At 54.1% G+C, this 24800-nt stretch carries 18 protein-coding genes and 1 pseudogene; 15 read left to right on the top strand and 4 right to left on the bottom strand.

Annotation, left to right across the window (positions count from 1 at the left end; all coding sequences use genetic code 11):
• Positions 1–35: 35 nt before the first annotated feature.
• Both ugpA and ugpB read right to left on the bottom strand, forming a co-directional pair.
• Positions 36–920: a sn-glycerol-3-phosphate ABC transporter permease UgpA gene (gene ugpA / locus ACQKE4_RS13365; RefSeq protein ID WP_427388871.1), complete on the bottom strand. Its 885-nt coding sequence runs from the start codon at positions 918–920 to the stop codon at positions 36–38.
• Positions 921–1020: 100 nt separating this feature from the next.
• Positions 1021–2346, bottom strand: a complete 1326-nt coding sequence (gene ugpB, locus ACQKE4_RS13360; RefSeq protein WP_427388870.1) for a sn-glycerol-3-phosphate ABC transporter substrate-binding protein UgpB — start codon at positions 2344–2346, stop codon at positions 1021–1023.
• Between the two features lie 233 nt (positions 2347–2579).
• Between ugpB and argE the strand changes: the two genes are divergently transcribed.
• A complete protein-coding gene (gene argE, locus ACQKE4_RS13355; protein WP_427388869.1) occupies positions 2580–3743 on the top strand; it encodes an acetylornithine deacetylase in 1164 nt (387 codons plus the stop codon).
• Between the two features lie 63 nt (positions 3744–3806).
• Here argE and ACQKE4_RS13350 read toward each other — a convergent pair.
• Positions 3807–4118, bottom strand: a pseudogene (locus tag ACQKE4_RS13350) (hypothetical protein).
• A 232-nt stretch (positions 4119–4350) separates the two neighbouring features.
• Between ACQKE4_RS13350 and ACQKE4_RS13345 the strand changes: the two are divergent.
• The 14 genes from ACQKE4_RS13345 (at position 4351) to ACQKE4_RS13280 (ending at position 23435) form a co-directional block, all read left to right on the top strand.
• On the top strand, positions 4351–4779 hold the full coding sequence (locus ACQKE4_RS13345) for a YchJ family protein (RefSeq protein ID WP_427388868.1): 429 nt from the start codon (positions 4351–4353) through the stop codon (positions 4777–4779).
• Positions 4780–4862: 83 nt separating this feature from the next.
• Positions 4863–5840 (top strand): Bug family tripartite tricarboxylate transporter substrate binding protein, encoded by a 978-nt coding sequence (locus ACQKE4_RS13340; RefSeq protein ID WP_427388867.1) that lies wholly within the window; start codon positions 4863–4865, stop codon positions 5838–5840.
• Between the two features lie 36 nt (positions 5841–5876).
• Positions 5877–9377, top strand: a complete 3501-nt coding sequence (locus tag ACQKE4_RS13335) for a putative bifunctional diguanylate cyclase/phosphodiesterase (protein WP_427388866.1) — start codon at positions 5877–5879, stop codon at positions 9375–9377.
• Positions 9374–9673, top strand: a complete 300-nt coding sequence (locus ACQKE4_RS13330; RefSeq protein WP_427388865.1) for a GIY-YIG nuclease family protein — start codon at positions 9374–9376, stop codon at positions 9671–9673. Before ACQKE4_RS13335 ends, ACQKE4_RS13330 begins: the two co-directional genes overlap by 4 nt.
• Positions 9674–9723: 50 nt before the next feature.
• On the top strand, positions 9724–10770 hold the full coding sequence (locus ACQKE4_RS13325; RefSeq protein ID WP_427388864.1) for a histone deacetylase family protein: 1047 nt from the start codon (positions 9724–9726) through the stop codon (positions 10768–10770).
• 90 nt (positions 10771–10860) lie between these two features.
• Positions 10861–11223 (top strand): hypothetical protein, encoded by a 363-nt coding sequence (locus tag ACQKE4_RS13320; protein ID WP_427388863.1) that lies wholly within the window; start codon positions 10861–10863, stop codon positions 11221–11223.
• Between the two features lie 264 nt (positions 11224–11487).
• Positions 11488–13344 carry a dipeptide ABC transporter ATP-binding protein gene (locus ACQKE4_RS13315; protein WP_427388862.1) on the top strand — a complete coding sequence of 619 codons (1857 nt, stop codon included), beginning with the start codon at positions 11488–11490 and terminating at the stop codon, positions 13342–13344.
• 105 nt (positions 13345–13449) lie between these two features.
• Complete coding sequence (locus ACQKE4_RS13310; RefSeq protein ID WP_427388860.1) at positions 13450–14979, top strand: ABC transporter substrate-binding protein; 1530 nt, start codon at positions 13450–13452, stop codon at positions 14977–14979.
• A gap of 70 nt (positions 14980–15049) precedes the next feature.
• Complete coding sequence (locus ACQKE4_RS13305) at positions 15050–15973, top strand: ABC transporter permease (protein ID WP_427388859.1); 924 nt, start codon at positions 15050–15052, stop codon at positions 15971–15973.
• Between the two features lie 2 nt (positions 15974–15975).
• Entirely contained in the window at positions 15976–16830 is an 855-nt protein-coding gene (locus ACQKE4_RS13300; RefSeq protein WP_427388858.1) for an ABC transporter permease, read from the top strand.
• Positions 16827–18596, top strand: coding sequence for a peptidase M14 (locus ACQKE4_RS13295; protein WP_427388856.1), 1770 nt, complete (start codon positions 16827–16829; stop codon positions 18594–18596). The genes ACQKE4_RS13300 and ACQKE4_RS13295 overlap by 4 nt, the downstream gene beginning before the upstream one ends.
• Positions 18597–18637: 41 nt before the next feature.
• On the top strand, positions 18638–20329 hold the full coding sequence (locus ACQKE4_RS13290; protein WP_427388855.1) for a VRR-NUC domain-containing protein: 1692 nt from the start codon (positions 18638–18640) through the stop codon (positions 20327–20329).
• Positions 20326–22656 (top strand): ATP-dependent DNA helicase, encoded by a 2331-nt coding sequence (locus tag ACQKE4_RS13285; RefSeq protein WP_427388854.1) that lies wholly within the window; start codon positions 20326–20328, stop codon positions 22654–22656. Before ACQKE4_RS13290 ends, ACQKE4_RS13285 begins: the two co-directional genes overlap by 4 nt.
• Entirely contained in the window at positions 22653–23435 is a 783-nt protein-coding gene (locus tag ACQKE4_RS13280) for a TSUP family transporter (RefSeq protein ID WP_427388853.1), read from the top strand. Before ACQKE4_RS13285 ends, ACQKE4_RS13280 begins: the two co-directional genes overlap by 4 nt.
• Here ACQKE4_RS13280 and ACQKE4_RS13275 read toward each other — a convergent pair.
• Positions 23432–24619 (bottom strand): MFS transporter, encoded by a 1188-nt coding sequence (locus ACQKE4_RS13275; RefSeq protein WP_427388852.1) that lies wholly within the window; start codon positions 24617–24619, stop codon positions 23432–23434. The genes ACQKE4_RS13280 and ACQKE4_RS13275 overlap by 4 nt on opposite strands.
• Positions 24620–24800: the final 181 nt, after the last annotated feature.

Below are 24800 nucleotides of genomic sequence, written 5' to 3'. Positions count from 1 at the left end.
CAACACTCCAACAAGGGCTTATTAAAAGGGCCAGATTAATAATTCACGCGCCGTTCAATAAAGCGGAACTGCACCACCGTGAGTAACACAACAATGGCCATTAAAATCACCGACTGGGCTGCGGAAGAGCCCAAATTCAGCCCTACGAAGCCATCGGCATAAACCTTGTAAACCAAGATGTTGGTAGACTGGGCCGGGCCGCCTTGGGTGGTGGCGTGGATAATGCCAAAGGTGTCGAACATGGCGTACACCACGTTAACCACCATCAAGAAAAACGTGGTGGGGGTGAGCAGGGGAAAAATAATCGTCCAGAAGCGCTTGAAGGGGCTGGCACCATCAATAGAGGCAGCTTCGATCAGCGATTGGGGAATGGACTGTAGGCCTGCCAAAAAGAACAAAAAGTTGTAGGAGATCTGTTTCCACGCGGCGGCAAAAATCACCAGTAGCATGGCATCACTGCTCGACGTACGGTGATTCCAGCGGTAGCCCACCATCTCAAGCATGTAAGGCACAATGCCAATCGAGGGGTTGAAGATAAACCACCACAATACCCCTGCAATGGCGGGCGCAATGGCGTAGGGCCAAACCAGCAGAGTGGTATACGTGCTGCGCGAACGAATCATCCGGTTCACGGTGCTAGCTAATAAAAGCGCCACCGTCATTGATAACAGCGTGGTGCCCACTGCAAATACTACTGTTACCGACAGCGAGTTGAGATACGCGCCATCGCGAAACAGCCGAGCGAAGTTTTCCAGCCCCACGAAAGTGGTGCGCAGCCCAAAGGCGTCTTCGCGCAGTAGCGACTGATACAGCGCCTGTCCGGCGGGCCAGATAAAAAAGATCAGCGTCACCACTACCTGAGGCGCCAACAGCGCGAAAGGTAGCCAGCGACCGGGAAAGGTCATGCGTTTAGTTTGCATGGATAGCTCTTCTACGTAGCAATGACGTATTGATAAATATAAGTATTAAAAATAACAGCGCCGCCTACCCAGAAGGATAAGCGGCGACGTAAGTACTTATTTACTGATTGGCAGATTCAAAATCCCGCAGCAGATTATTGCCACGTTGAACCGCCGCATCCGCCGCTTCTTGACCGGATTTTCTACCCGTCATCACGGCTTCCATCTCTTCAGAGATAGTGTCGCGAATCTGCACGAAGTTACCAAAGCGCAGGCCTTTCGAGTTTTCGGTCGGCTCGTTGAGGGTCATCTGTTTCAGCGACGTATCCGCACCTGGGTTTTCCTCGTAGTAGCCCTGCTCTGCGCTTAAATCCCAAGCGGCTTGAGTGATCGGCAGGTAGCCGGTTTGCTGGTGCCACTCAGCCTGTACTTCTGGCTGGGAGAGATACTCAAAGAAAGCCGCCACGGCTTCGTACTCGTCGTCACTGTGGCCCTGTAGTGCCCACAACGTAGCGCCACCGATGATTGAGTTCTGCGGCGCGCCTTCTACGTCGTCGTAGTAGGGCTGCATGCCAAAGCCGACTTCAAAGTCTGCATTGGCAGCCACATCGGCGCGGGAGGCGGAAGAGCCAAAGAAAATCGCGCAGTTTTGAGAGTAGAACATCGGCTCAGCGTCAGCACCGGTGCCTGGGCCGCCCCAACGGTAGACGTTCTCTTCCTGCCAATCGTGCAGGTTATCCCAGTGGCGGGCGACCAGCTCATTGTTGAAGTTGAGCTCGGTCTCCATCCCACCAAAGCCATTCTCCAGCGTGCCAAGCGGCGAGTTATGCATGGCAGAGAAGTTTTCCAGCATCACCCAGCTAGGCCAAGAGGAGGTGAAACCACAGCTAGCGGCACCAGACTCAACGATTTGGCGAGACGCTTCCGCCAGCGCTTCCCACGTTTCGGGTGGCTGCTCAGGGTCTAGGCCCGCTTCCTCAAACACGTCACGGTTGTAGTACATAATCGGCGTGGAGGAGTTAAACGGGAAAGAGAGCATATTACCGCTGGTGTCGGTGTAATAACCGACGACTGCGGGTAGGAATGCTTCGCGGTCGAAGGGGCGGCCGTGCTCTTCCATCAGTTGATAAACCGGATAGATAGCACCTTCGGCATTCATCATGGTGCCGGTACCGACTTCAAATACCTGCAAGATATGCGGCTGCTCGTTAGCACGAAACGCCGCAATCGCACCGGTCATGGTTTCGGTATAGGTGCCGCGATAGCTGGGGTTAACGCGATACTCATCCTGGGAGGTGTTGAAGTCTTCGGTAATGCCTTCAAGGATTTCGCCCAATTGGCCACCCATGGCGTGCCACCAGCTAACTTCTGTCGCGGCATGGGCAGACAGGCTCAGGCTGGCAGTAGCCACACCCACGGCAAGCGCGTGTAACGTATTACGAGACATAACGGCTCCTTGAGAACCTGAATACCATCAGGTAGTTGAATCATCAGTTAGCGACAATACGGGTAGAGATTTTTAGTTGCACTGAACATTAGAAAGTGACGATGACGGTTTGATGAAGGCAAGATGAATACACGATGACATTCAACGCTGAGGAGTGGCAGTAGTCGGCGCATCTGGAGGGTGTTAGGGTTAGCGGCAGCTGTATTGACTCGTTATCCCGAAAAGAGAACATCATGTCCCACGCCATTGCCCTACTCAAAAAACTGGTCGCTTTTGACACCACCTCTCGTGCATCCAATTTGGCATTGATTGAGTATGTGGAAGGGTATTTGGCTGAGGTTGGCGTTAGCGCTGAGCGGGTGATGAGCCCCTGTGGCACCAAGGCTAATTTAATCGTGAGGGTCGGCCCAGACGCGCCGGGTGGGGTAATGCTTTCCGGGCATACCGATGTAGTACCGGTGGCGGGCCAACCGTGGTCAAGTGATCCCTTCACTCTGCGTGACGGCGGCGATGGGCGCCTTTATGGACGTGGCACCTGCGATATGAAAGGCTTTATCGCCTGCGTACTGGCCATGGTACCTGCATGGTCGAAAGCCCCACTACAGCAGCCGATTTATCTCGGTTTCTCCTACGATGAAGAGATCGGGTGTGTTGGCGCGCCCAGTCTTATTAAGCGCTTTTACGAGCACTACTCTACAACCGCACATGTCATTGTCGGCGAGCCCACTAGCATGCAGCCGGTAGTGGCGCAGAAAGGCGCTACTAACCTGCGCACCACGGTGATTGGTCAGGAAGCCCACAGCAGCCAGGTCAATCAAGGCACCTCAGCCATCCACGTAGCGGCAAGGCTAGTCACCTTTATTGAAGATACGATGGCGACGTTGATCGAAGAGGGGCGGGTCGATGAGGCCTTTAATGTGCCGCATACCAGCCTGCACGTAGGCAAAATACAAGGCGGTACGGCGATCAATATCATGGCCAGGGAGTGCCAGTTTGAATGGGAGATTCGCCACCTGCCCACCGACACCTTTGACGAGATATACGCGCGGTTTGAGGCGTTTTGCGCTCGGCTAACCGCTGAACTGCAGGCTAAAGGCAAGCACGTTGAGATCACCACCGAGCCCCTTAACGTTACCGTGCCGGGGTTAGCGGATCGCGATAACGACAAAGTGCTTCGCTTAGCCAAAGATCATTTGCCTGGCGCTTGTTGTAACCACGCAGTGGCTTACGCCACGGAAGCGGGGCAGTTCCAGGGCCAGGGCTTGCAAACTATTATTCTCGGCCCTGGCAGCATTGCCCAGGCGCACCAGCCCGATGAGTATATTGAAATTGCTCAGCTAAAGGAGTGCGAGGCGTTCCTTACTAAGATGGGTAAAGCGCTGGAACAGCCCGTCTAGCGTTTGTGGTTGCCCAAAAAAATCCCACCCTGTTAAAGGGGTGGGATTTTTTAAACTACCATTTTAGTGCTGAGGATGTTGTTCAAACAGCTCAGCTTTGGCATGGCGCATCACATCTTCGCACGCCTGCTGTTGGGCTAACTGCGTCAGCAGGCGCTGAGTTACTTCGAAGCCCTTGCCTAAGCAAGTATCCACTTCCTGTGGGCTAACTGCTGGCGTCACTCGGTAATCGATTTTTACCGTGCGCCCGCCACCTTCCAGCCTATCCGCAACTCCCCTGAGCCGTCACGCGATTTTCTCTTTCCAAGTTGCTGATTCTTCCGCGCCTTCGTTTACGCTAAACGTGCACTGCCATTCCGGTTTAAATACCTTCATAGGAGAACCTCCAAATTTTTTGGAAAGAATGATCAATCGTGATTCGTACTCCGTCGTCTGAATATGTTGCCCCATCACTATATACCTAACACTGCCTGAATATCGAAACAAAACTGATACACGCCAAGCGACGCGCATAGGTCGAATCGGTTAGGCTAGGCAGGATATAGCGATATGGCTAAGAATTATGACTCAGATTACAAAGGTAAGTTGCCCCTGTGGTAGCGAATTAATGTTGAATAATTGCTGTGGCCGTTACCATCAAGGCGCCGACGCGCCAACGCCGGAAGCACTAATGCGCTCGCGATATTCAGCCTTTGTGCTGGGGCTTAGTGACTACCTGTTGGCAACTTGGCACTCCTCCACACGCCCAGCGGTGCTTGCTCCTGACCCCGAAACCGAGTGGAAGAGACTGGTCATTCTTAATGCCGAACCAGCGCTTGAGGAGAGGGGACAGGTGCATTTTCAGGCATTTTTCTTTGAACGAGGGCGTGGGCGAAAACGCTGGCATGTGCTGGAAGAGGTGTCCCGCTTCGTGTATGAGCAACAGCGCTGGTGGTATGTGAAGGGTGCCCCCACGCTTACCCGCCTAAAACCCGGCCGCAATGACTCGTGCTTATGTGGTAGCGGGCATAAATTAAAGGTATGTTGTGGTGAGTAAGTGCGAAGCGCTAATAAAACCGCGGCAAAATAATGAGCCCAAAAAAGGGGTTAGCGTTAAGACATCACCGGGGAAAGAGTGGCTTGAATAAACGCTTAAAAATGGCGCTTACAGTGTGGATGGGAACGTGGCTCTGCATGTGGAGCTTCGCCACGCTGGCAGATAAGCCCTTTCCCGATACCGACATTACGCTAGTCGTCCCCTTTGGTCCTGGGGGCGCCACCGATGTACTGTTTCGTGACATATCTGCGGAAGCGCAGACCTATCTAGATACCTCGATTAATATCGTTAATATTGCGGGTAGTGGTGCGACGCGTGGATCACAAACTGTCAAAGACGCAGAGGCCGATGGTCATACACTGCTTGGCAGTCACCAAACCATCGATCTTGCTTACTTTGCGGGGCTGTCGGCTTATTCTCATCAGGCCTTTGCGCCTGTCGCACTACTCACGCGAACAGTGAACATACCCGCTACTTATTCAGGCCACACTGCTCAACTTGCCCGTGATATTCCGGTGTTAGTCGCAGAGCAGATTGAGCCGCTGATGTTTGGCATTATCCCCAGTTCTACCGATCATTTTTTCTGGTTACATTTCTTCCATCAAACGGGTATTAATCCCCAGGATATAGCGTTTATTCATTACCCCGACACGGGGGCCCAAGTGGCAGCACTACTTGCCGGTGAGATCGATTTTGCGATGCTCAACTTACCTTCTGCGAGCCAGTTATTCGCCACTAATGCACTCACGCCGCTGGGTGTGGCAGGGGAAGCTAGATTAACGGGCTTGCCAGCAGTGCCCACGCTACTAGAGCAGGGTATCGAACTGGTGAATACCACTGATAGGGGTGTTTTTGCACCGTTTAACACTTCCCCCGAAAGATTAGCGATACTGGCCAATGCCTTTGAGCAAGCACTTACGCAGCCAAAGCTGGCGCGCACTATTGAGCATAGCCATGGCTCCTTAATCGACTATCGTCCGCTTAACAACTATGCCGATTATCTTAACCATCAGTACACGCTGTTAAAGTCGCTGTCGGAAAGCGTCGCGTTTGAACGTTAGCCATCAGTGTCGTGCTAAGTAGGAGTTCCGTAGCACATGCCGATTAATACCCGTGATCTAGTGTTGGAAACGCTGCTCTTAATGGTCGCTGCCGCGCTACTCTTCATGGGCTTGGCAGGACTAATATTTGGCATTGGCGCGCAGTACCCGTTGTTCGCGGTTACCCTGGTGCCGGATGCTGCTGTGGCAACCTTGCTATTAGGTATAGGGCTGTTGGCAGCGTTGCAACATTGGTTGTGGCTACGCCGTCTCAGCGCATGTTTATTGATGGCAATGCTGGTGTATACCCTGGTGCACAACCAATGGTCGGGGGGAGAGGAAGGCTCATGGTTAACCGGTCAGCTACGCATTACATCGATAGCCGCTGTGATGCTACTAGCGGTAGCGCTCTGTTTATTTATTGGATTTGCTACCTTTCGTCGCCGTTGTATATGGCTGGTGGCGGGTCTTGTTTTATGGCTCTTTGCAGGCTTCATCATTACGCGTTTATGGAGTGGCGTTGAAGCAGCGAGGCCGTTTTTTTCATCTTCACCCGTGGCAGTGGTAGTTTTCGCCGTGCTGCTGGGAAGTGCGTTGGTTGCCATTGGGGGGCGTAAACAACAAGAATGTCTTAATCCAGGGCGGTGGGCCATTATTGCGGCGTTGATAGGCGTAGCGATCAGTAGCTTGGCGTGGCTACTACTCAGCATGCAACAGCATGCGGCGACGCATCAGCAAGCTATGTATCTACTGGATAATGTGCAGCTCAATGCTGAGCAGGCAATGCGTGCCCGTTTACATCAGATGCAGCGTATGGCTGAGCGATTGAACGCAGCGGAAGGTGATGTTGATGCGGCCTGGTTGGCTCCAGATGCACAGAACTATCTGCGCGATATGCCCAGCTTAAAAGCCATAATGCTACTCAATGAAGAGCGGCAGCCCTTGTGGTCAACCACCCGCGCCACGGATGAGGAAACGTGGTTCCAACAGCAAATAACCAAGCCGCGAGTAAATAACTGGTTGAACGTTCCACTTAGTCAACCACGCCTGATGGTTCCTGATGAGAGCCAGCCTCAGCGGGTATTGCTGGCGATTTCTAACGAGAATAGCGGTCAGCAATTGCTTGCGACGTTTGATATGGCAGAGTTATTTAATAATGAGCTGAGAATGGCGCTCGGGCCATTCCAAGTCAGCATTAATCGTGGCACAGAGCCGCTGCTCATCCTGCACACGCCAGGGTTTAATGCTGATCCCGTTTTAACGCCAGATATGGCGTTGGCATTGCGGCACGCTGGTTTGCCAGGCGGGGTGAACCTCACATTATACGCCTATCCAGGTGCTCACTATAACTGGTATATGATGAGCTTTATGCCGGTCACCGTTGCCATGGGAGGGCTGCTACTCAGCTGGCTATTGGCATTCAGTTTAGGTTTGGTGGGGGTGGGTATTGCACGTGCACGAGAATTATCAGCGGCGCAGCTTTCATTGGCAGAAAGCGAACAACGTTATCGCTCGCTTTTTACGCATCACCCTGACGCGGTGTTTTCACTCGATAGCGAGGGCCACTTTGTTACCGCTAACGCTAGCTGCGTTACTATCACCGGTTATACGCATAGCGAAATTCTAAACCGACATTTTTCGCATTTTATTAATGCTGACGACATAGAGCGTGTAGGTCAGCATTTTCAAACTGCCATACAGGGAAACATTACTCGTTTTGAACTCTCTGTTCGTGATCGCAATGGGGTGCCCCATCTTTTAGATTTGATTGCCTTGCCGATTAGCATCAATAACAACGTTGCAGGCATCTATGGTATTGCCCAAGACGTCACTACCAGCCGCGCACAGCAAACACAATTACGGACCTTAGAACGTAGTGTTGAAGCCAGTGTTAATGGAGTGCTGATCGCTGACGCCAGGCTGCCCAATATGCCGATCCTGTATGCAAATAGAGCGTTTACCACCATGACGGGCTATACGCAGGAGGATGTTATTGGTCAAAACTGCCGGTTTCTGCAGGGCAGTGGTAGCGATCCCGCAAGTGTGGCGAAAATTCGTCGTCACATAGCTGAACAGCGTGATGTGCACGTGACCCTGTGCAACTATCGTAAAGATGGTACGCCGTTTTGGAACGATTTATATATTTCTCCAGTGCGTGATCAAGAGGGGCACGTTACCCATTTTGTGGGCGTTCAGCACGATATCTCTAAACATAAAGCGTATGAAGCGCGGCTGGCTTATCACGCAAGTCATGACGACTTAACGCGGTTACCCAATCGTGCGCTGTTTGAAGAAAAGCTGTTGGCGCAATTTACTCTTTTACAGCAAGGCGAACAGCGGTTAGCGGTGCTGTTTGTTGACTTAGATGATTTCAAACCGATAAACGATAATCTCGGCCATGCCGTGGGGGATCGGGTATTAATCGAGGTGGCTAGACGCCTGCAAACTACCCTGGAGCCAAACGATACAGTGGCGCGGCTAGGTGGTGATGAGTTTGTGATTTTACTTGCCGATATCGAAGAAGAAGTACAGGTCGTAGAGCGCGTAGAGTGCATGCTAACCATATTGGCGCGGCCTTATTGCCTCGACGGACAAGAGCTTTACCTCACTGCGAGTATTGGGATTGCGCTCAGTCAAGACACTACCCTACAGCCGCAAACGCTAATTCAGCAGGCAGATATGGCGATGTACAAAGCCAAGCAGCAGGGGCGCAACGCCTACGAGTGGTTTACCCAAGCTTTTACCGACTCGGTCAGCGAGCGGATGGTATTACGCAATGACCTGCAAGAAGCTATCGAGCAGGATGCCTTCGAGCTACATTATCAGCCATTGATCGACCAGCGTGGTCAGTTGGCCGGCGTTGAGGCTTTGATACGCTGGCCACACACTGATAAAGGTTGGATTTCACCGGCACGATTTATACCGCTCGCCGAAGCCACCGGCCAGATTATACCGATTAGCGAGTGGGTACTTAAACGTGCTTGTTTAGATATGCAGGCATTAACGCTAGACGGGCTGGGTCCCGTGCGAGTCGCCGTTAACCTGTCTCCTCTTCAGTTCCATCGGTCTAGCTTTCTAACCACGCTGCGACAAACGCTGTTAGACACTGGGCTAGCACCGGAACAGTTATCCTTAGAGCTGACCGAAGGAATCTTGATGGATAATACCGAAGCGGCGATTGATACCCTTCACGCGCTACGCAGTATGCAGATAAGCGTATCAATTGATGATTTCGGCACCGGATTTTCAAGCTTAAGCTATTTAAAACTCCTGCCGATCAGCACGATAAAAATCGATCGTAGCTTTATTCACGAGCTAACCCATAGCAGTGATGATGCCGCTATCGTGCAGGGCATTATCTCCATGGCGCACCACCTTGGGCTAAAGGTAGTGGCGGAAGGGGTAGAGAGTGAGGAGCAGCATCTACGTCTAATGGCCTATCAATGCGATATGTTTCAAGGTTTTGGGCTAGCGAAGCCAATGCCAATTGAGGCCTTAAAAGTATTTATTACCTCACTATCAACCAATTCTATTCCCCATTCAGAGGCGAACACGTGACGACCCTGCCGAGTGCTAGCCAGCTAGCTACAAATATCTGGTATGTTTATCTGCTGGAGTGCCAGCGGGGTACGTACGTTGGTATTACCAACAATGTGACTAAGCGTTACCAAACCCATCTAACGGGGAAGGGCGCGCGCTACACGCGCGCTAATCCACCGGTTGCACTGCTAGGTGCCCAGCCGTTTGAAGATCGAGCCGCCGCTAGCCGGGCTGAATACCAGCTAAAGCAACAAACCCCTAGCCATAAACGTCTATGGGCCAAGCAGTGGCCTTTTCGTTTAGAAACTAACTAGAAAGACCCCCATATCCGCTACTGTTTTTGGGCTTAGATGAAGGAGCCGGAATGCTGACGTTTTTCTCAGAGGACAGCCACTTACGCCAAGCGCGCACAGAGCTACATGATGGCACATTGGTGACTCCATTTGAGTGTCCTGAGCGCCTCGATTTAGTGCTTAAGCAACTGCGTAAATCCGGGCTTGGCGATATTCGAGCGTCCGACGCCTATGGATTGGCACCAGTGCTGGCGGTGCACGATAAGGCGTACGTGACTTTTTTAGCCAACTGCTGGAAAGAGTGGCGAGTGACTGGGCATGAAGGCGAGGCGATTCCCAATATTTGGCCCGCCCGCACCATGCGTGGCGACCGCATTCCGCGCTCTATTAGCGGCCAGTTAGGCTATTATGCGCTGGCGGCAGAAACGTCAATTTCAGAAGGCACCTTTGAAGCCGCCATGGCAAGCAAAGATGCGGCGTTGGGCGCAGTGGATCATACGCTGCTAACCAGCGAGCCAAGTTTTGGCCTTTGTCGCCCACCTGGCCACCATGCCGCTTATGATCAGTTTGGTGGTTACTGTTTTTTCAATAACGCGGCTATCGCCGCCCAGCGTGCCCTGGATGCAGGCAAACGCCGGGTCGCGATCCTTGACGTTGATTTCCACCACGGCAACGGCACCCAGCAAATTTTCTACGGCCGTGACGATGTGCTGTTTATCTCCCTACATGGTGATCCCGACGTAACTTTCCCCTATTACTTGGGCTACGCTGATGAGAAGGGGGAAGGTAAAGGTGAGGGGTTTAACGTCAACTATCCGTTGCCACCTGGCACCAGTGTGGCTACTTGGATGACCACCCTTGAACACGCCTTGGCGCAAATTAAAGCCGCCGAGTGCGAGTGTCTGATCGTATCGCTGGGGGTCGATATCTTTGAGGGCGACCCGATAAGCACCTTTACCTTTACCAGCGCAGACTTCACCCTGCTAGGTGAACGCTTAGCTCAGGTAGGCCTACCCAGCGTGTTTCTGATGGAAGGGGGCTATGCGGTAGACGCAATCGGTGTCAATGTAGTCAACGTGTTACAAGGTTTTGAGCAGGCGCTAGACAAAAGTCTGTAACAACCCTAAACAAGTGTAAAGGTTAACCAGTGACAGCGTGCCTTAAATGGGGCAGGCTATGCCCCTTTCAACGGGGCAGGGAGCGCAAGCGTGGCAGTGTATGGTGGAATTCAGGCGCACGAATTGGAACGTTGGCTCAATGCCTTGACCAACGCCGCCTATGATCGTCGCTGTCCGCTGGTAAAAGTACACGGTGGTAATGCCCGTGCGCGTACCGCTCGTCAAGATCTGCTTCACCTGGCACATGGCTTCCGCTGCGGCGAGCGTAGCCGTGAAGAGAGTGCCGTCTCCCTGGGCCGCTGGTGCCAAAGCTACCTTTCTGAAGCCGAATGGTTTGTGCTGGCAGGTATACACCAAGCGCCCTCTCAATCGCAAAGCAAAGAAGCAAGCAAACAAGAAAAGAGCGAAGAGGCAAAAAGGCTTTCCGTGCTTAAGCAACTACGGGTTGGTTAAATGCGCTACTGCGATAATCCGTAACGAAAGCATGCACAATCAAAAAAGCTCCCGCCGGGGCTTTTTTTTATGCTCCTTTAGTAGAGCAGAGGCCTTTTTGAAGACAGAAGAATTAGCCTACGCTAAAGAATTATAGATTGACAAAAGTTTAGCAAGATACGTAGTTTGAAATGATCAATGCATACGACTAATGGTTTAGGAAGCTCTGAACGGTAAGCGCTAAGACTAAAAAATGCTGTTCACGAGTAGGGAGCATGGCACCTTGTGACGACTATACCTGCACTATCGGTTCGCTCATTGAGCGTTAATTTTGGTTCCAACCAAGTGGTTAAGAACCTGAGCTTTGATGTTTATCCAGGTAAAACAACGGCGATTGTTGGCGAATCTGGCTCGGGGAAGTCGGTAACTTCCCTCGCCATCATGCGCTTGGTGGAGTACATGAATGCCGAAATCACCAGTGGCACGATACTGTTCCAACGAGACGCCAGTGGCTCTCAACCACTAGAACTAACTCAGCTCACTGACAAAGCGATGCGCAGAATACGTGGCAAGGAAATTGCCATGATCTTCCAGGAACCGATGACCTCGCTTAATCCTGTTTACACCATCGGCGACCAGATTACCGAAGTGTTGGTATTGCATGAAAAACGCTCAAAAGAAGCTGCCCGCGTTGAAGCAGTAAAACTATTAAAGCTGGTGCGTCTAGCCGATGCCGAAGCGCTGTTAAAGCGCTATCCCCATCAGTTGTCAGGTGGTATGCGTCAGCGGGTAATGATCGCCATGGCGCTGGCTTGCCGTCCCAAGGTATTAGTGGCTGATGAACCGACGACGGCGCTGGATGTAACGATTCAAGCGCAAATTCTCACCATCATGCGCGACCTCCAGCAAGAACTTGGCATGGCGGTCATTTTCATCACTCATGACATGGGCGTGGTAGCGGAGATGGCCGACCAAGTGGTGGTCATGCGCAATGGCGAAAAGGTCGAGGAGGCCTCGGTAGAGGAGATATTTGCCCGCCCCCAACACCCCTATACACAAGCACTGTTAGCCGCGGTTCCTAAGCTTGGGAGCATGCAGGGCGAAAACTTACCCCGCATGGATCCTTTGGTTGTGCTGGATGGAAATGTTGCACGCACGCTTGGAGAAAGCCGCCAGCAGGATACCGCTAGAACCGATGCAGCACCGGTAGTGGAAGTAGAAAACCTCGTGACCCGTTTCGATATTCGTAAAGGGTTCTTTGGCGGTGTTAGCCATCGTGTGCATGCCGTCGAAAATGTCAGTTTCACTATTTTTCCTGGCGAAACGTTAGCCTTAGTCGGCGAGTCAGGGTCTGGTAAGTCCACCATCGGGCGCACCATTCAGCAGTTGCAGGAAAGCACCAGTGGCACAATACGCTTTGGTGGCAAGGCCGTCGCCGATATGTCGCGAGCAGAAAAAATGCGTCTCCGCCAGGAAGTGCAGTACATTTTTCAAGACCCCTTTGCCTCCTTGGACCCACGTAAAACCGTAGGCTTCTCAATAGCGGAACCTATCCGTACCCATGGCCTGCTGCAGGGTTCAAAGGCCATTCGACAGCGTGTCGACCAGTTGCTAGAACGTGTTGGCCTAAGTGCCGATCAGGCCGAGCGCTATCCTCATGAGTTTTCTGGCGGCCAGCGCCAACGGATATGCATTGCCCGTGCCCTGGCATCCAAGCCTAAGTTGATCATTGCTGATGAAGCACTATCCGCCTTAGATGTTTCTATCCAGGCGCAGATCATTCACCTGCTGATGGAGTTGCAGCAAGACGAAGGCTTGGCCTATCTGTTTATTAGCCACGATATGGCGGTGGTGGAGAAAATGAGCCACCGCGTGGCGGTGTTGCACCTTGGTCAAGTCGTCGAGCTAGGAGCACGTCGGGCGGTGTTTGATACCCCTCAGCACGCCTATACCCGCAAACTTTTAAGCGCAGTGCCGGTGGCTGATCCTACTCAACGTCAGGAGCGGGTGTTGTTGCAAGGGGATATTCTGAGTCCTATCCGCAAGGTAGGGGATGAGCCTGAGCATCTACCATTGGTACGGGTGGCGGAGGGACATTTCGTTGCTCAGGAAGCAGGTAGCGCCGAGCGTTTGGCGTCGTAACTGATTACCCAACAAGAACACGATGATCTGACGGTTGTGTCTTAAAAAGCACCTTGTTAGCTACCCAGTGACAAGGTTAATGATACAAAAACAGGAGTGCCCCCCATGCAGAGAACCAAACGTGTACTCAATAGCGCCATTGCGGGTATCGCACTGAGCGTTGCCTTTTCGGCTTCCGCTCAGGCGGGTTCATTAACCATCGCCTCGCCTCAAGACCCTGGCAGTTGGGACCCCATCGATACGTTCTTAGTCAACTGGGCTGCGGTTGCCACTAATATTTTCGATGGCTTGACCTATCGTGGGCCTGACATGGAGTTGGTGCCCGGCCTTGCCACCGAGTGGGAAGAGCTGGATGACGGCACCCGTATTCGTTTTACCCTGCGTGAAGGTGTTACTTTTCATAACGGCGAAGCCTTTAATGCCGAGGCGGTGAAGTTCACCTTTGATCGCCTACTAGGCGACGAAGGAGCCCAAGGGCCCCAGCGCTCTAACTACACGGCGATTGAAAGTGTGGAAGTGATCGATGACACCACCGTCGACTTTCACCTTAGTGAACCCGACCCGGTACTGCTGACCAAGCTGGCGGGCTACGGCGCCATGATTGTACCGCCGGAATACCTGGCGGAGCATGGCGATGAGCACTTCAATACCCACCCAGTGGGCACAGGGCCTTTCAAGGTGGTGGAGTACAACCCGCGCGTTGACGTGCAGTTGGAAGCCTACGCCGACCATTGGGGCGGCGCGCCAAAGCTTGACGAGGTGACCTACCGGTTTATCTCTGAGCCTTCCACCGCCGTAGCTGAACTCCAGGCAGGGCGTGTCGATATCGTTATTCCGCCGACGATCCCTATTGGGATGATCGACACGATCAATAATCACAACGGGGCCAGCATTGTCAGCGTGCCTTCACCGACCGTGGAAGCTATCCGGTTCAACACTCAATCAGGTATCACTGCCGATGAACGAGTGAGAAAAGCGCTCATTATGGCTGTGGATCGTCAGGCGATTATTGACGCTATTCTTGCTGGGGAAGGCGAAATGATCGCCAGTTTCCAGGGCGCTCAATCTTTCGGTAACGACCCCGCAATGGAGCCGCTGCCCTATGATCCAGAGCAGGCTCGCCAACTGTTGGATGAAGCAGGTATTGAACCCGGTGCCACCGTTCAGATTGATGTGCGCGGCAACGACGCGACTTTCGGGGAAGTGGCTCAAGTGGTGGCGTCCTATCTGCAAGGCGTAGGTATAACCGCTTCGATCCAGCCCTATGAAACCAACGTGCTGCTCAATGACATCATTCCAGCAGGCCGGACGGGGGAGATGTTCCAGCAGAAGTGGGGCGGCTGGACATTCGATTTCGATAATACCGCCTACCTGATGTATCACACCGGTGAGCGCTGGAACCCTTACGACAGCGATGCAGAACTGGATGAGATGCTACAAGCCCAGCGCAGCATTACCGACCAGGATGAGCGGGAAGGCCTGCTTCAGGCTATTGCACGTTATACCCAGGATCGCGCCTTGGAAATGCCGCTTTATAGCATCAATGCTCTGTATGGCGTACGCGACCGAGTGCAGAATTTTGAACCTGCCCCGGATAACCGTATGCGCTTGACGGATGTGGATGTTGCCGACTGATAGCAATGCACCCCGGCTGCCTTAGTGGGCAGCCGGGAAGCGTTACGGGCTTAAAAGCGAAGAGGTCATAGTGGCAAAGTTTCTTTTATATCGAATACTGCAGGCCATCTTTGTGGTGATTGCCGTGACGCTGATCGTCTCTTTTGCGATTCGCTTAACCGGTGACCCAGCGGTGATGTTGGCTCAGGGAGCGGGCAGTATTACCGAGGCAGACTTGGAGAGGATTCGTGAAGCCTTAGGCTTGAATCAATCTTTTCTGGCCCAGTACATCGGTTTCTTGCGCGGTTTAGTAGTGGGTGATTTTGGCCGCAGTTTTATGGGTGGAACACCGGTTAGCGACCTGATTGGTCGCGCGCTGCCGGCCACCTTGGCGCTAGCTTTCGCCTCGCTATTTGTCTCTATCGTAGTGTCGATACCACTAGGGATTAAAGCGGCAGTTTCACGGGGGCGATGGCCCGACCAGATGATTCGGATTTTCTCCCTGATCGGCCTCTCTTTCCCCAACTTTTGGCTGGCCATTATGTTGGTGCTGGTACTCTCCATTACCTTCAACTTGTTACCACCCAGCGGTATGGAAGGCTTCTCAAGCTTCATTATGCCCGCCGCGACCATGGGTATTATTTTGACCGCTACCAATGTTCGCTTGGTGCGCACTACCATGCTGGATACGCTGCGCTCCCAGTACATCATGGTGGCGCGGGCAAAAGGTCTTTCCAACACGGCGGTGCTCTACAAACACGCGCTGCGTAACTGCTCTATTCCACTGATTACCTATTTTGGTTTGCAGTTCGGTGGGCTGCTGGGCGGTATCGTTGTTGTCGAGCGAGTGTTCAACTGGCCGGGGCTCGGCACCTTGGCTTTTGATGCCGTTTCAGCGCGCGACTATCCGGTCTTGCAGGGCGTTATCACGGTGCTCTCGTTAATGATCATCTCCATCAATCTTCTCGTTGATATCGCTTACGGCCTGGTTGATCCCAGGGTGCGCAAGGAATAACCATGACGGCAGCTATCAAAAGCGACAAGTTAAAACGTTTTAAGAACCTGGAGTTTATTCTCGGCGTGTTACTCGTCGGCGGAATTGGTTTTGCAGTGATCTTTTCTGGTTGGCTATTTCCCGGTGGCGGTTCAGAGCTGAATCTAGCCTATCGGTTAACGCCACCGCTGGTTGAACCCAGTTTCCCGCTCGGCACTGATCCGCTGGGTAGGGATGTTCTAGCCCGAGTGATTATCGGTGGTGAAATCTCGCTGAAAGTAGGCGTGTACTCAGCCCTTGGCGCGGTGGTGATTGGCATCATTATGGGTTTGGTATCCGGCTACTACGGTGGCTTCCTGGATATGATCGTCATGCGCTTTGCCGATGTTCAACTGGCGCTGCCCTTCATCCTGCTGGCAATCACGTTTATCGCCGTGATTGGTGGCGGGCTGACCAATATGATCATCCTGCTGATTATCTCCCAGTGGGTGCAGTACGCGCGATTGGTCAGAGGCTCGGTGCTTTCACTGCGTGATCGTGAGTTCATTCTGGCTGCCAAAGCGATTGGGGTGAAAGATATCCGCATTCTGTTCCAGCACCTGCTGCCGAATCTGATTGGCCCGGTGATTGTACTGATGACCCTTAATGTGGCGAACAATATTCTGCTGGAGAGCAGCCTGACGTTTTTAGGATTAGGCGTCGATCCAGTCATTCCCAGTTGGGGTGGCATGTTGGCGGAAGGGCGTACTTATCTACAAACAGCGTGGTGGGTGAGTGTATTCCCTGGCTTGGCGATTCTATTGACCGTGCTGGGGTTGAACCTACTAGGCGACTGGCTGCGCGATGCCCTTGATCCCACAGGACGTACTTCTTTATGACAAACAGCCTTCAGAACAAGACATTGCTAGAGCGCTCTTTTCCTCGTACCACACGTGCTTTGCTTGATGAGTACGCCACGCCTGCCTATCAAGGCTATCAGTTGGAGGCGTGGGTCTTCGACGATGAGGCCGAACGCCAAGCCACAGAAGCTGCCTTTAAGGATGCTGGTATTAACGCGCGCCTGCGCAGTGCCTATAAGCCCCTGGTGCACTTCTTTTTAGAGGAGTTCTCCTGGGCGTCGCTGCAGTCGCTGGTGATTGAGTACCCTGTGTTAGTGCATGCGCCGCGCCGCTTTCTGCTGGAAGCCTACCCGCTGGCGGCGCTGCTTCCGCAAGGTGTATCGCTACGCTGGAAGGATGTTGAATCCACCCTTATCTCTACACCTCTTCATTATCGCGTTCGAGTGGAGCGCACCTCGGGAAGTCAGGAAACGTATCTTGTTGAAGCGCCTAATCGTCAACATTTAGATCATGTTGACGAAGCACAGTGCTCGCCCTGTGGCTGGCTGCGGCTGAGCTCTCCCCAGGGTGAGGTCAGCGAATCCAGCGTTGAGACCGACTATGAGGCGCTGTTTCAAGCGACGATGTCGACCCTCGCCTCAACTTCGTGGCAGGCAGCATCGCCTTACTTTGAAGAGCTTAACGTCACCGTGCATTTGCCGAACAGTGACTGCCGCTTAGCCTGGGATGATGAACATATCAGCCTTGCTGAGGCGCTTCATGAAGAGCTCTATTTTTCTACCCTTGAGTATTTTCAGCACCGTGCAGGCTTAGCGCTGGGTGACCGTTCGATTCAGCCGGGGCAGATCGTGCCGGAGGTGCTGAGTCAAGGAAACGAACCCTATTTAAAGATCAGCCTGCGGCCGTTGGACACTGCTCAACCCCAGCGTGACGTGGTCGAGCTGGACAAAGCCCAGCAGGCTATCGGTACTGAGCAAATTAAGCAGTTACTGGCGACGCTTGGCAGCCAATCGCTATATGCCACCACCCGCACGGGCAGAGTAGTAGAAGCGCGCTATCGTGAAGGGGGTGACCGCGCCGTGATGATCAGTGCTGGCCAGCATGCCAACGAAACCTCTGGTGTGGTGGGAGCATTGCGCGCAGCCCAAACGCTTAGCCGCCGCGGCGATGCCCACTTTGTTATCTCGCCGCTAGAGAACCCGGATGGCTACGCACTGCAAAGCCGACTTGTCGCCGAGCAGCCGCGTCATATGCATCACGCAGCGCGCTACACTGCGTTTGGTAATGATCTGCAGAGTCAGTCGCTAGGCCAACCGTTTGAGCATGCCATTCGTGAAAAGGCATTCGCGATTAGCAGCGCGGGGCTGCATGTGAATTTACACGGCTACCCCGCCCATGAGTGGACGCGCCCGCTGAATGGCTACGTGCCCCGTGGCTTTGAAATGTGGACGATTCCAAAGGGTTTCTTTTTGATTCTCCGCCATCAGCCTGGTTGGCAAGCAGCGGCGGAGCAGTTGGTTGAGTCTGTTACGCAGCAACTGGCTCAGGTACCTGGGCTGGTGGAATTTAATGCCACCCAAATTGCCCTGTTTGAAACCCATGCTGGCGCGTTAACCTTTCCGGTTATGCATGGCTTCCCCTATTTGATCTCGGAAGACGCCGATCAATTAACGCCGCTGATGCTGATCACCGAATACCCTGATGAGACGCTGATCGGTGAGCCCTTTGTGCAGGCCCATACCGCGCAAATGGCAACGGTAGTGGCGGCCTATCACGCCTTTCAAACGCTTTCATTGAATAGTTAATCTCAATGACGGGGTCATTGGAGCACTGTTAGAATGGATAAATGAACAGTGCTTTCGAAACGCCGACCGCCTCGCTTGATGACCCCTTCTATTACCTGACGAACTTTCGTTTCGTTCTGGCCTGGGTGAGTGAGCGCCATGCTGATCTGCTCGCCGCAGACGAGCTCGCTTTTCTTTGTGAGTTTGAAAGCTTGCCCCAGGCGTCTCAAGCGCTGCTGGTGCGCATGGTGATGCGTAAAGGCGAGCTATTTCGGCTCAGCAAGCTCAGTTATGCCGAGGTTGGTAACAGTGGCGAGGCGATGGCGCCCTTGAACGCGCTTGGCTGGGTCGATGCTGAGCCAGCACTGAGCATTAATGAACTCTTTAACCAGCTGCGCCTCGGCGAGTTGCGCCAAGTATTGGCGGATGAGACTCGCGCCGCTGGGCTAAGCCTATCGAGCGCCAAAACCGTGCTCTACGACACGCTGACCAGCCGACTTACACAAACCGCGTCGCTACAGACCTGGTGGCCTGATGCGCCAGATTGCGTGGTGCGTATCGGTGTGATGAACATCTGTGATCGCTTGCGTTTAATGTTTTTTGGCAACCTGCGCCAGGACTGGGCGGAGTTCGTGCTGACCGAGCTTGGCCTGCAGCGTTTTGAGGTTGTGCCTTTTACGACGCAATCCCGCGCCTTTCAGTCGCGTCAGGAAGTAGACACTTACTTAGACCTCCATCGGCTGCGTCAACGACTCGATGTTGGCGATTCACCTGCCGTCCTGCACCTTGAAGTGCCGCCAGCATTGGATAACCGCTGGCTGGCCACGCGGCGTGCACGGTTGTTGCTGCAGTTGGGCCGCGAGGCGGAGCGCAGCGGTGATTCGGCGCTCGCGCTGACGCTGTATGGAGATTCCGGCAGCAGCGAAGCACGAATCCGGCAGTTGCGGGTGCTGGAACGGTTGGGCGAGCATCAAGCGGCCTTTGAGCTGGCGACTCAAGCGCTTGATAGCAGCCCCAATGAAACCGAACAGCAGGCGCTGGCACGCTTGTTGCCACGCTTACGGCGGCGGCTTAAATTGCCTGTTGCGCCGAGTGAGCCTGAGCCCGTTCACGAGCGTTGGGACTTAGTACTACCCGGCCCACAAAGCGTGGAGCGCGCCGTGGTTCAAGCGCTCAGCGTACCCCAGGCGCCGGTCTACTATGTGGAAAACACCCTGATAACAGGGCTGTTTGGTTTGCTCTGTTGGTCGGCTATTTTCGAACCACTGCCGGGCGCTTTCTTTCACCCCTTTCATAATGGCCCTGCGGATTTATACCGCGACGATTTCGTGGCGCGGCGCCGAGAGGCCCTTGATGCCTGCTTGGCGCGCCTGGAAGACGGCAGCTACGGCGAGGTGATTCGGGCGACTTGGCGGGATAAAGGCGGCTTTGCCTCTCCCTTTGTGCATTGGGCAAGCGTTGATGAGCCGCTAATAGAGCTGGCGCTAGCTTGTATTCCGCCTGAACACTTGCGGGCCTGTTTTGAGCGGCTGCTGGACGATCTAAAAGCCAACCGGGCAGGGCTGCCGGATTTGATTCAGTTTATGCCTGACGCGCCTGCGGATGAGCCGCGTTATCGGATGATTGAAGTCAAAGGGCCTGGTGACCGGCTACAGGATAACCAGCGCCGATGGCTGGCGTTTTTTCATCGTTACGAGATACCTGTCGCTGTATGTTACGTGCGCTGGGCAGTCAGCGACGAGCTTGCAGTATGAGTGCGAACTATCGCGTGGCGGTGCGGGCGCTATGCGATTTCACCGCCCGGGAGGGGGATCTGGATCACCGCTTTACCCCTGCCCCTAGCGCGCGCGAAGGCATCGAAGGCCATACTCTTGTCGCCAGCCGACGCGGGGCAGACTATATCGCCGAACTGCCCCTGTCCGGCACCTTTGAAGGGGGCAGCTATAAAGGGTTAATGGTCACCGGCCGTGCCGATGGTTACGACCCCGCAGCCAACCGCCTGGAAGAGGTAAAAACCCACCGCGGCAGCTTGGAGCGCATGGCGGATAACCAGCGCGCCCTGCACTGGGCACAGGTGAAAGTATACGGCGCGCTACTGTGCGCAGAGCGCGGCTTGGGAAAAGTCACTTTAACGCTGGTTTACCTGGATATCGCCAGCGGTAAAGAGACGCTGCTCAACCAAGATGCCAGCGCCGATGAGCTGCAGGTGTTCTTTACCACCCAGTGCCAACGCTTTCTCGCCTGGGCAGAACAGGAAGCCGACCACCGCCAGCGTCGTGACAGCGCCCTGCGTATCTTAAACTTTCCCCATGCCGCGTTTCGCCCCGGTCAGCGTGAACTCGCCGAAAGCGTTTATAAGTCAGCCAGCACCGGGCGCTGCCTGCTCGCCCAGGCGCCAACGGGGATTGGTAAAACGATAGCGACGCTTTTCCCCATGCTCTCGGCGATGCCGCGCCAACAGTTGGACCGTATCGCCTTTCTGACCATGAAAACGCCCGGCCGTCGTTTGGCGTTAGATGCCCTTGCCACGCTGCGCAACAGCGGTGATAACGCCCAACCCCTGCGTGTGCTTGAGCTGGTGGCACGAGAGAAATCCTGCGAGTATCCCGACCGCGCTTGTCACGGCGAGTCGTGCCCGTTGGCCGCTGGCTTTTACGACCGCTTGCCTGCCGCCCGCCAAGCGGCAGTAACGCAGGCGTGGCTGAATCGTGAAGCACTGCGCGAGGTGGCGCTCGTTCACAGTGTGTGCCCGTATTATTTAGGCCAAGAGCTGGCGCGCTGGGCGGATGTGATCGTTGGCGACGTTAACCACTGGTTCGATAGCCACGCGCTGTTGCACGGCCTGGCCCAAGCCAACGACTGGCGAACGGGCGTGCTGGTCGATGAAGCGCACAACCTGGTCGAGCGCGCTCGCGGCATGTACAGCGCCGAACTTGACCAGCAGCGTTTCAACCGGGTGCGACGCTCTTCTCCCAAAGCGCTCGCCCGGCCCTTAGGGCGGCTAGCCCGCCAGTGGCAAGCGGTGATTAAAGAGGCTGAGTTGCAAGAAGAGGGCGAGTCGAGAAAGCCGGCCTACCGGCTGCTAACGGCGCTGCCTGAGAAGCTAGTGGCCGCCGCGCAGCAAGTCGGTTCTGCCATCACCGATTACCTTGGCGAGCACCCCGAGCAAGCGAGTCTTGAGCTTCAGGAGCTGCTGTTTGAAGCCCTGAGGTTTTGCCGCTTGGCGGAGCGCTTTGGTGAGCATTCGCTATGTGACATTACTCGCCAGGGCCGAGGACGGGCGGTGCTCGGCTTACGCAACCTGATACCCGCCGACTTTCTGGCCCCGCGGTTTAACGCAGCGCACACGGTGGTGCTGTTTTCAGCAACGCTCACGCCTGCCCACTACTACCGGGATCTCTTAGGCTTGCCTGAGAATACGGTGTGGCAAGAGGTCTTATCGCCATTTGCTGCGCACCAGCTTGAAGTGCGTATCCGCAGCGATATTTCGACGCGTTTTCGTGATCGGGAAGCCTCTATTGAGCCGATGGTGGTGGCCATAGCACAGCAGTATCAGCGTAAGCCGGGGCACTATTTGGCTTTCTTCAGTAGCTTCGCCTACCTGGAGACTGCGTTGAGCCGCTTTCGCGAGGCACACCCAGACGTGCCCGTTTTCAGCCAAACCCGCGGCATGCCAGAGACGCAGCGCGAGGCATTTCTAGCGCGCTTTACGCCCGGAGGTAAAGGGATTGGTTTCGCGGTGTTGGGCGGTGCGTTTGCCGAAGGTATCGATTTACCCGGCGACCGGTTGGTCGGGGCGTTTATTGCCACCTTAGGCCTGCCACCGTTCAACGACTTCAACGAAGCGCTTAAAACACGGCTAACCGCGCGCTTTGGGCAGGGCGACGACTACACCTACCGCATTCCCGGCATGATTAAAGTCGTGCAGGCCGCAGGTCGCGTTATTCGCAGTCCAGAAGATGAAGGTGTTGTGGTATTAATGGATGATCGATTTGCCCAGGCCAGCGTGCGCGCGCTATTGCCAAGTTGGTGGTCCTTGGGCAACCCCTCTCCACCATTAGGACCCCTTGCGAGCCCATGACAGATCTACTCTGGTACCAGTATGCGCTGATCGGACTGATATTTGCCTGGAGCGGTTTTGTGCGCACCAGCCTGGGATTTGGTGGCGCCGTACTGGCGCTGCCATTCCTGCTGTTAGTATCAAACGAGCCCTTGGTGTTCTTGCCGATTATTGCTATTCACTTGCTGATTTTCTCCAGTTGGATTGCCTGGAATGGGCATCGCCAACTGCAGAAAGAGAGCGTGGGAACCGCTTCTCCGGAGAGCAATATTGATTGGGGCTATCTGTTCAAAGCCCTGAAAATCATGATTATCCCCAAGCTGATTGGGGTGGTAGGGCTATTAACACTACCCGCCCAGGTGATGACCAGCATCATTTTCGGCATTGTGATCATCTATGCCATTGGCTATGTATTGAACCGGCCCTTCAAGAGCAAAAACAAGTATGTGGACTACGTGCTGCTGGCGCTTGGGGGGTATGTGAGCGGTACGTCGCTGATTGGCGCCCCGCTGATCGTGGCGGTGTTCGCCGTTCATGTGGCTAAGGAACAACTGCGGGATACCATGTTTGTGCTGTGGTTTATCCTGGTGGTGATCAAGATGGTCTCGTTCTTGATTGCGGGGGTAGACCTACAGTTAGTCCATCAACTCTGGCTGCTGCCCTGTGCCTTTATTGGCCATTTAATCGGCGAGAAAGCCCACCGCTATATGCTCAAAGCAGATACCGGGCTGTTTTTTCGGGCGCTGGGCGCGGTGCTGATTTTAGTCAGTGTCGTGGGGTTGCTCCACCCGCCAGCTTAAAGCTTGCTGTCTGCCTGGAGCGTCGTTTTGCTTAGAATAGTCAGGGCAACGGCGAACAGGCAGCAGATCACCGCCATAGCGATAAACACGCTACGCAGTGAGCCGAGCCAAATCACCGCAGGGGCGACTACCACCGGAGAGATAAACTGGCCAAAAAAGAAGGTCGAGGTAAAACCGCCAAATACCCGACCGCGCACTCGTTGAGGAGTGATACGCATCAGCCACGTGGTGGTATTGGGCATAAACGCGCCTAAACCAAAACCGGAAATCGCCGCACCCACAATGGCCATGGCATAGCTTTGGGTGAGTCCTACGATCACAAAACCGCTGGCCGCCAGCAAAAATCCTAAGATATAGATCGTCATCACTGACAAAAACGGCTTGTAGTAGCCATAGCCAAAGGCAACGATGCTTGCCGTTAGGGCTGACATGGAGAGCGCAATACCGATTGCCATGCCACTGATCTGGCCCTGCTGAGAGAGCAAAAAGGGTAGCTGGGCGGGAAACATATAAAACATCGCCATACTGATCATGGCGATAAAGTAGCCAAGCCCGGTACGCCCATAATCCACCTTGACGGGGGCGTCGATCATGCCTGCGTTCACCGTACTCTGTGGGCGAGGTTCCTTAAGCATAGCCCAGGCGTAGGGCAGTAGCAGCACGCCAGTTAAGTAGAGTAAAAAAGGCCCTCGCCAGCTCCAATCGGAAAGTATCCCGCCCAGGTTAATAAAAATGACGCCGCCCAACGCCATGCAACTGCTTTGCAGCCCTAAAAAGCGCGCGCGTTCGGCGCTATCGAAATAATCCCCCACCAGCGTGGTGCTAATGCTAAGAATGCCCGCCACCGCTATTCCCATCAGAGCGCGAGAGCTCAGCAGCAGATCCACACGATCAATAAAAAAGCCCGAAACGCCCGCCAAACCGTAGATAAACAGCATCAGCAGCAGCAGTTTCTTGCGTCCAAACCGGTCGGCCAAATAACCCATTAGCGGACTGAACAGCGTAATCATCAGCGCAGGTATGGTCAGGATCAACTGAATGATGACCTGGGGCTGATCAGGGAAATGACGGCTAATACCCGGCAGAGCAGGTGCGATAATCGCCCCGGACATCACGGTCATGGTGCTGGCGAAGAGGAGTACGGCCTTAATATGCGTTAACTGGCTAATGGTTTGCTTCCACATCAAAAGTTAAGGGGAGGGTTCAAGGTATAAACGCTAATCGTAGCATAGTTGTTAGCAGGCTAGTCATTGTCTGTTGTTAACTAAATCCTGAATCCGTGAAGCCGGCGCCGACACTTTCCCTATCACCGCCAGCGAGCACTTTTTGATCCTTCGCCCCGTGCAAGTTGGCTTTCGCAAGCCC

It is taken from the genome of Halomonas sp. NPDC076908 (genome assembly GCF_050269715.1).
GTDB lineage: Bacteria > Pseudomonadota > Gammaproteobacteria > Pseudomonadales > Halomonadaceae > Vreelandella.
Note: the sequence above shows the minus strand (reverse complement) of the source record. Positions and strands in the feature narration are given on the sequence as shown.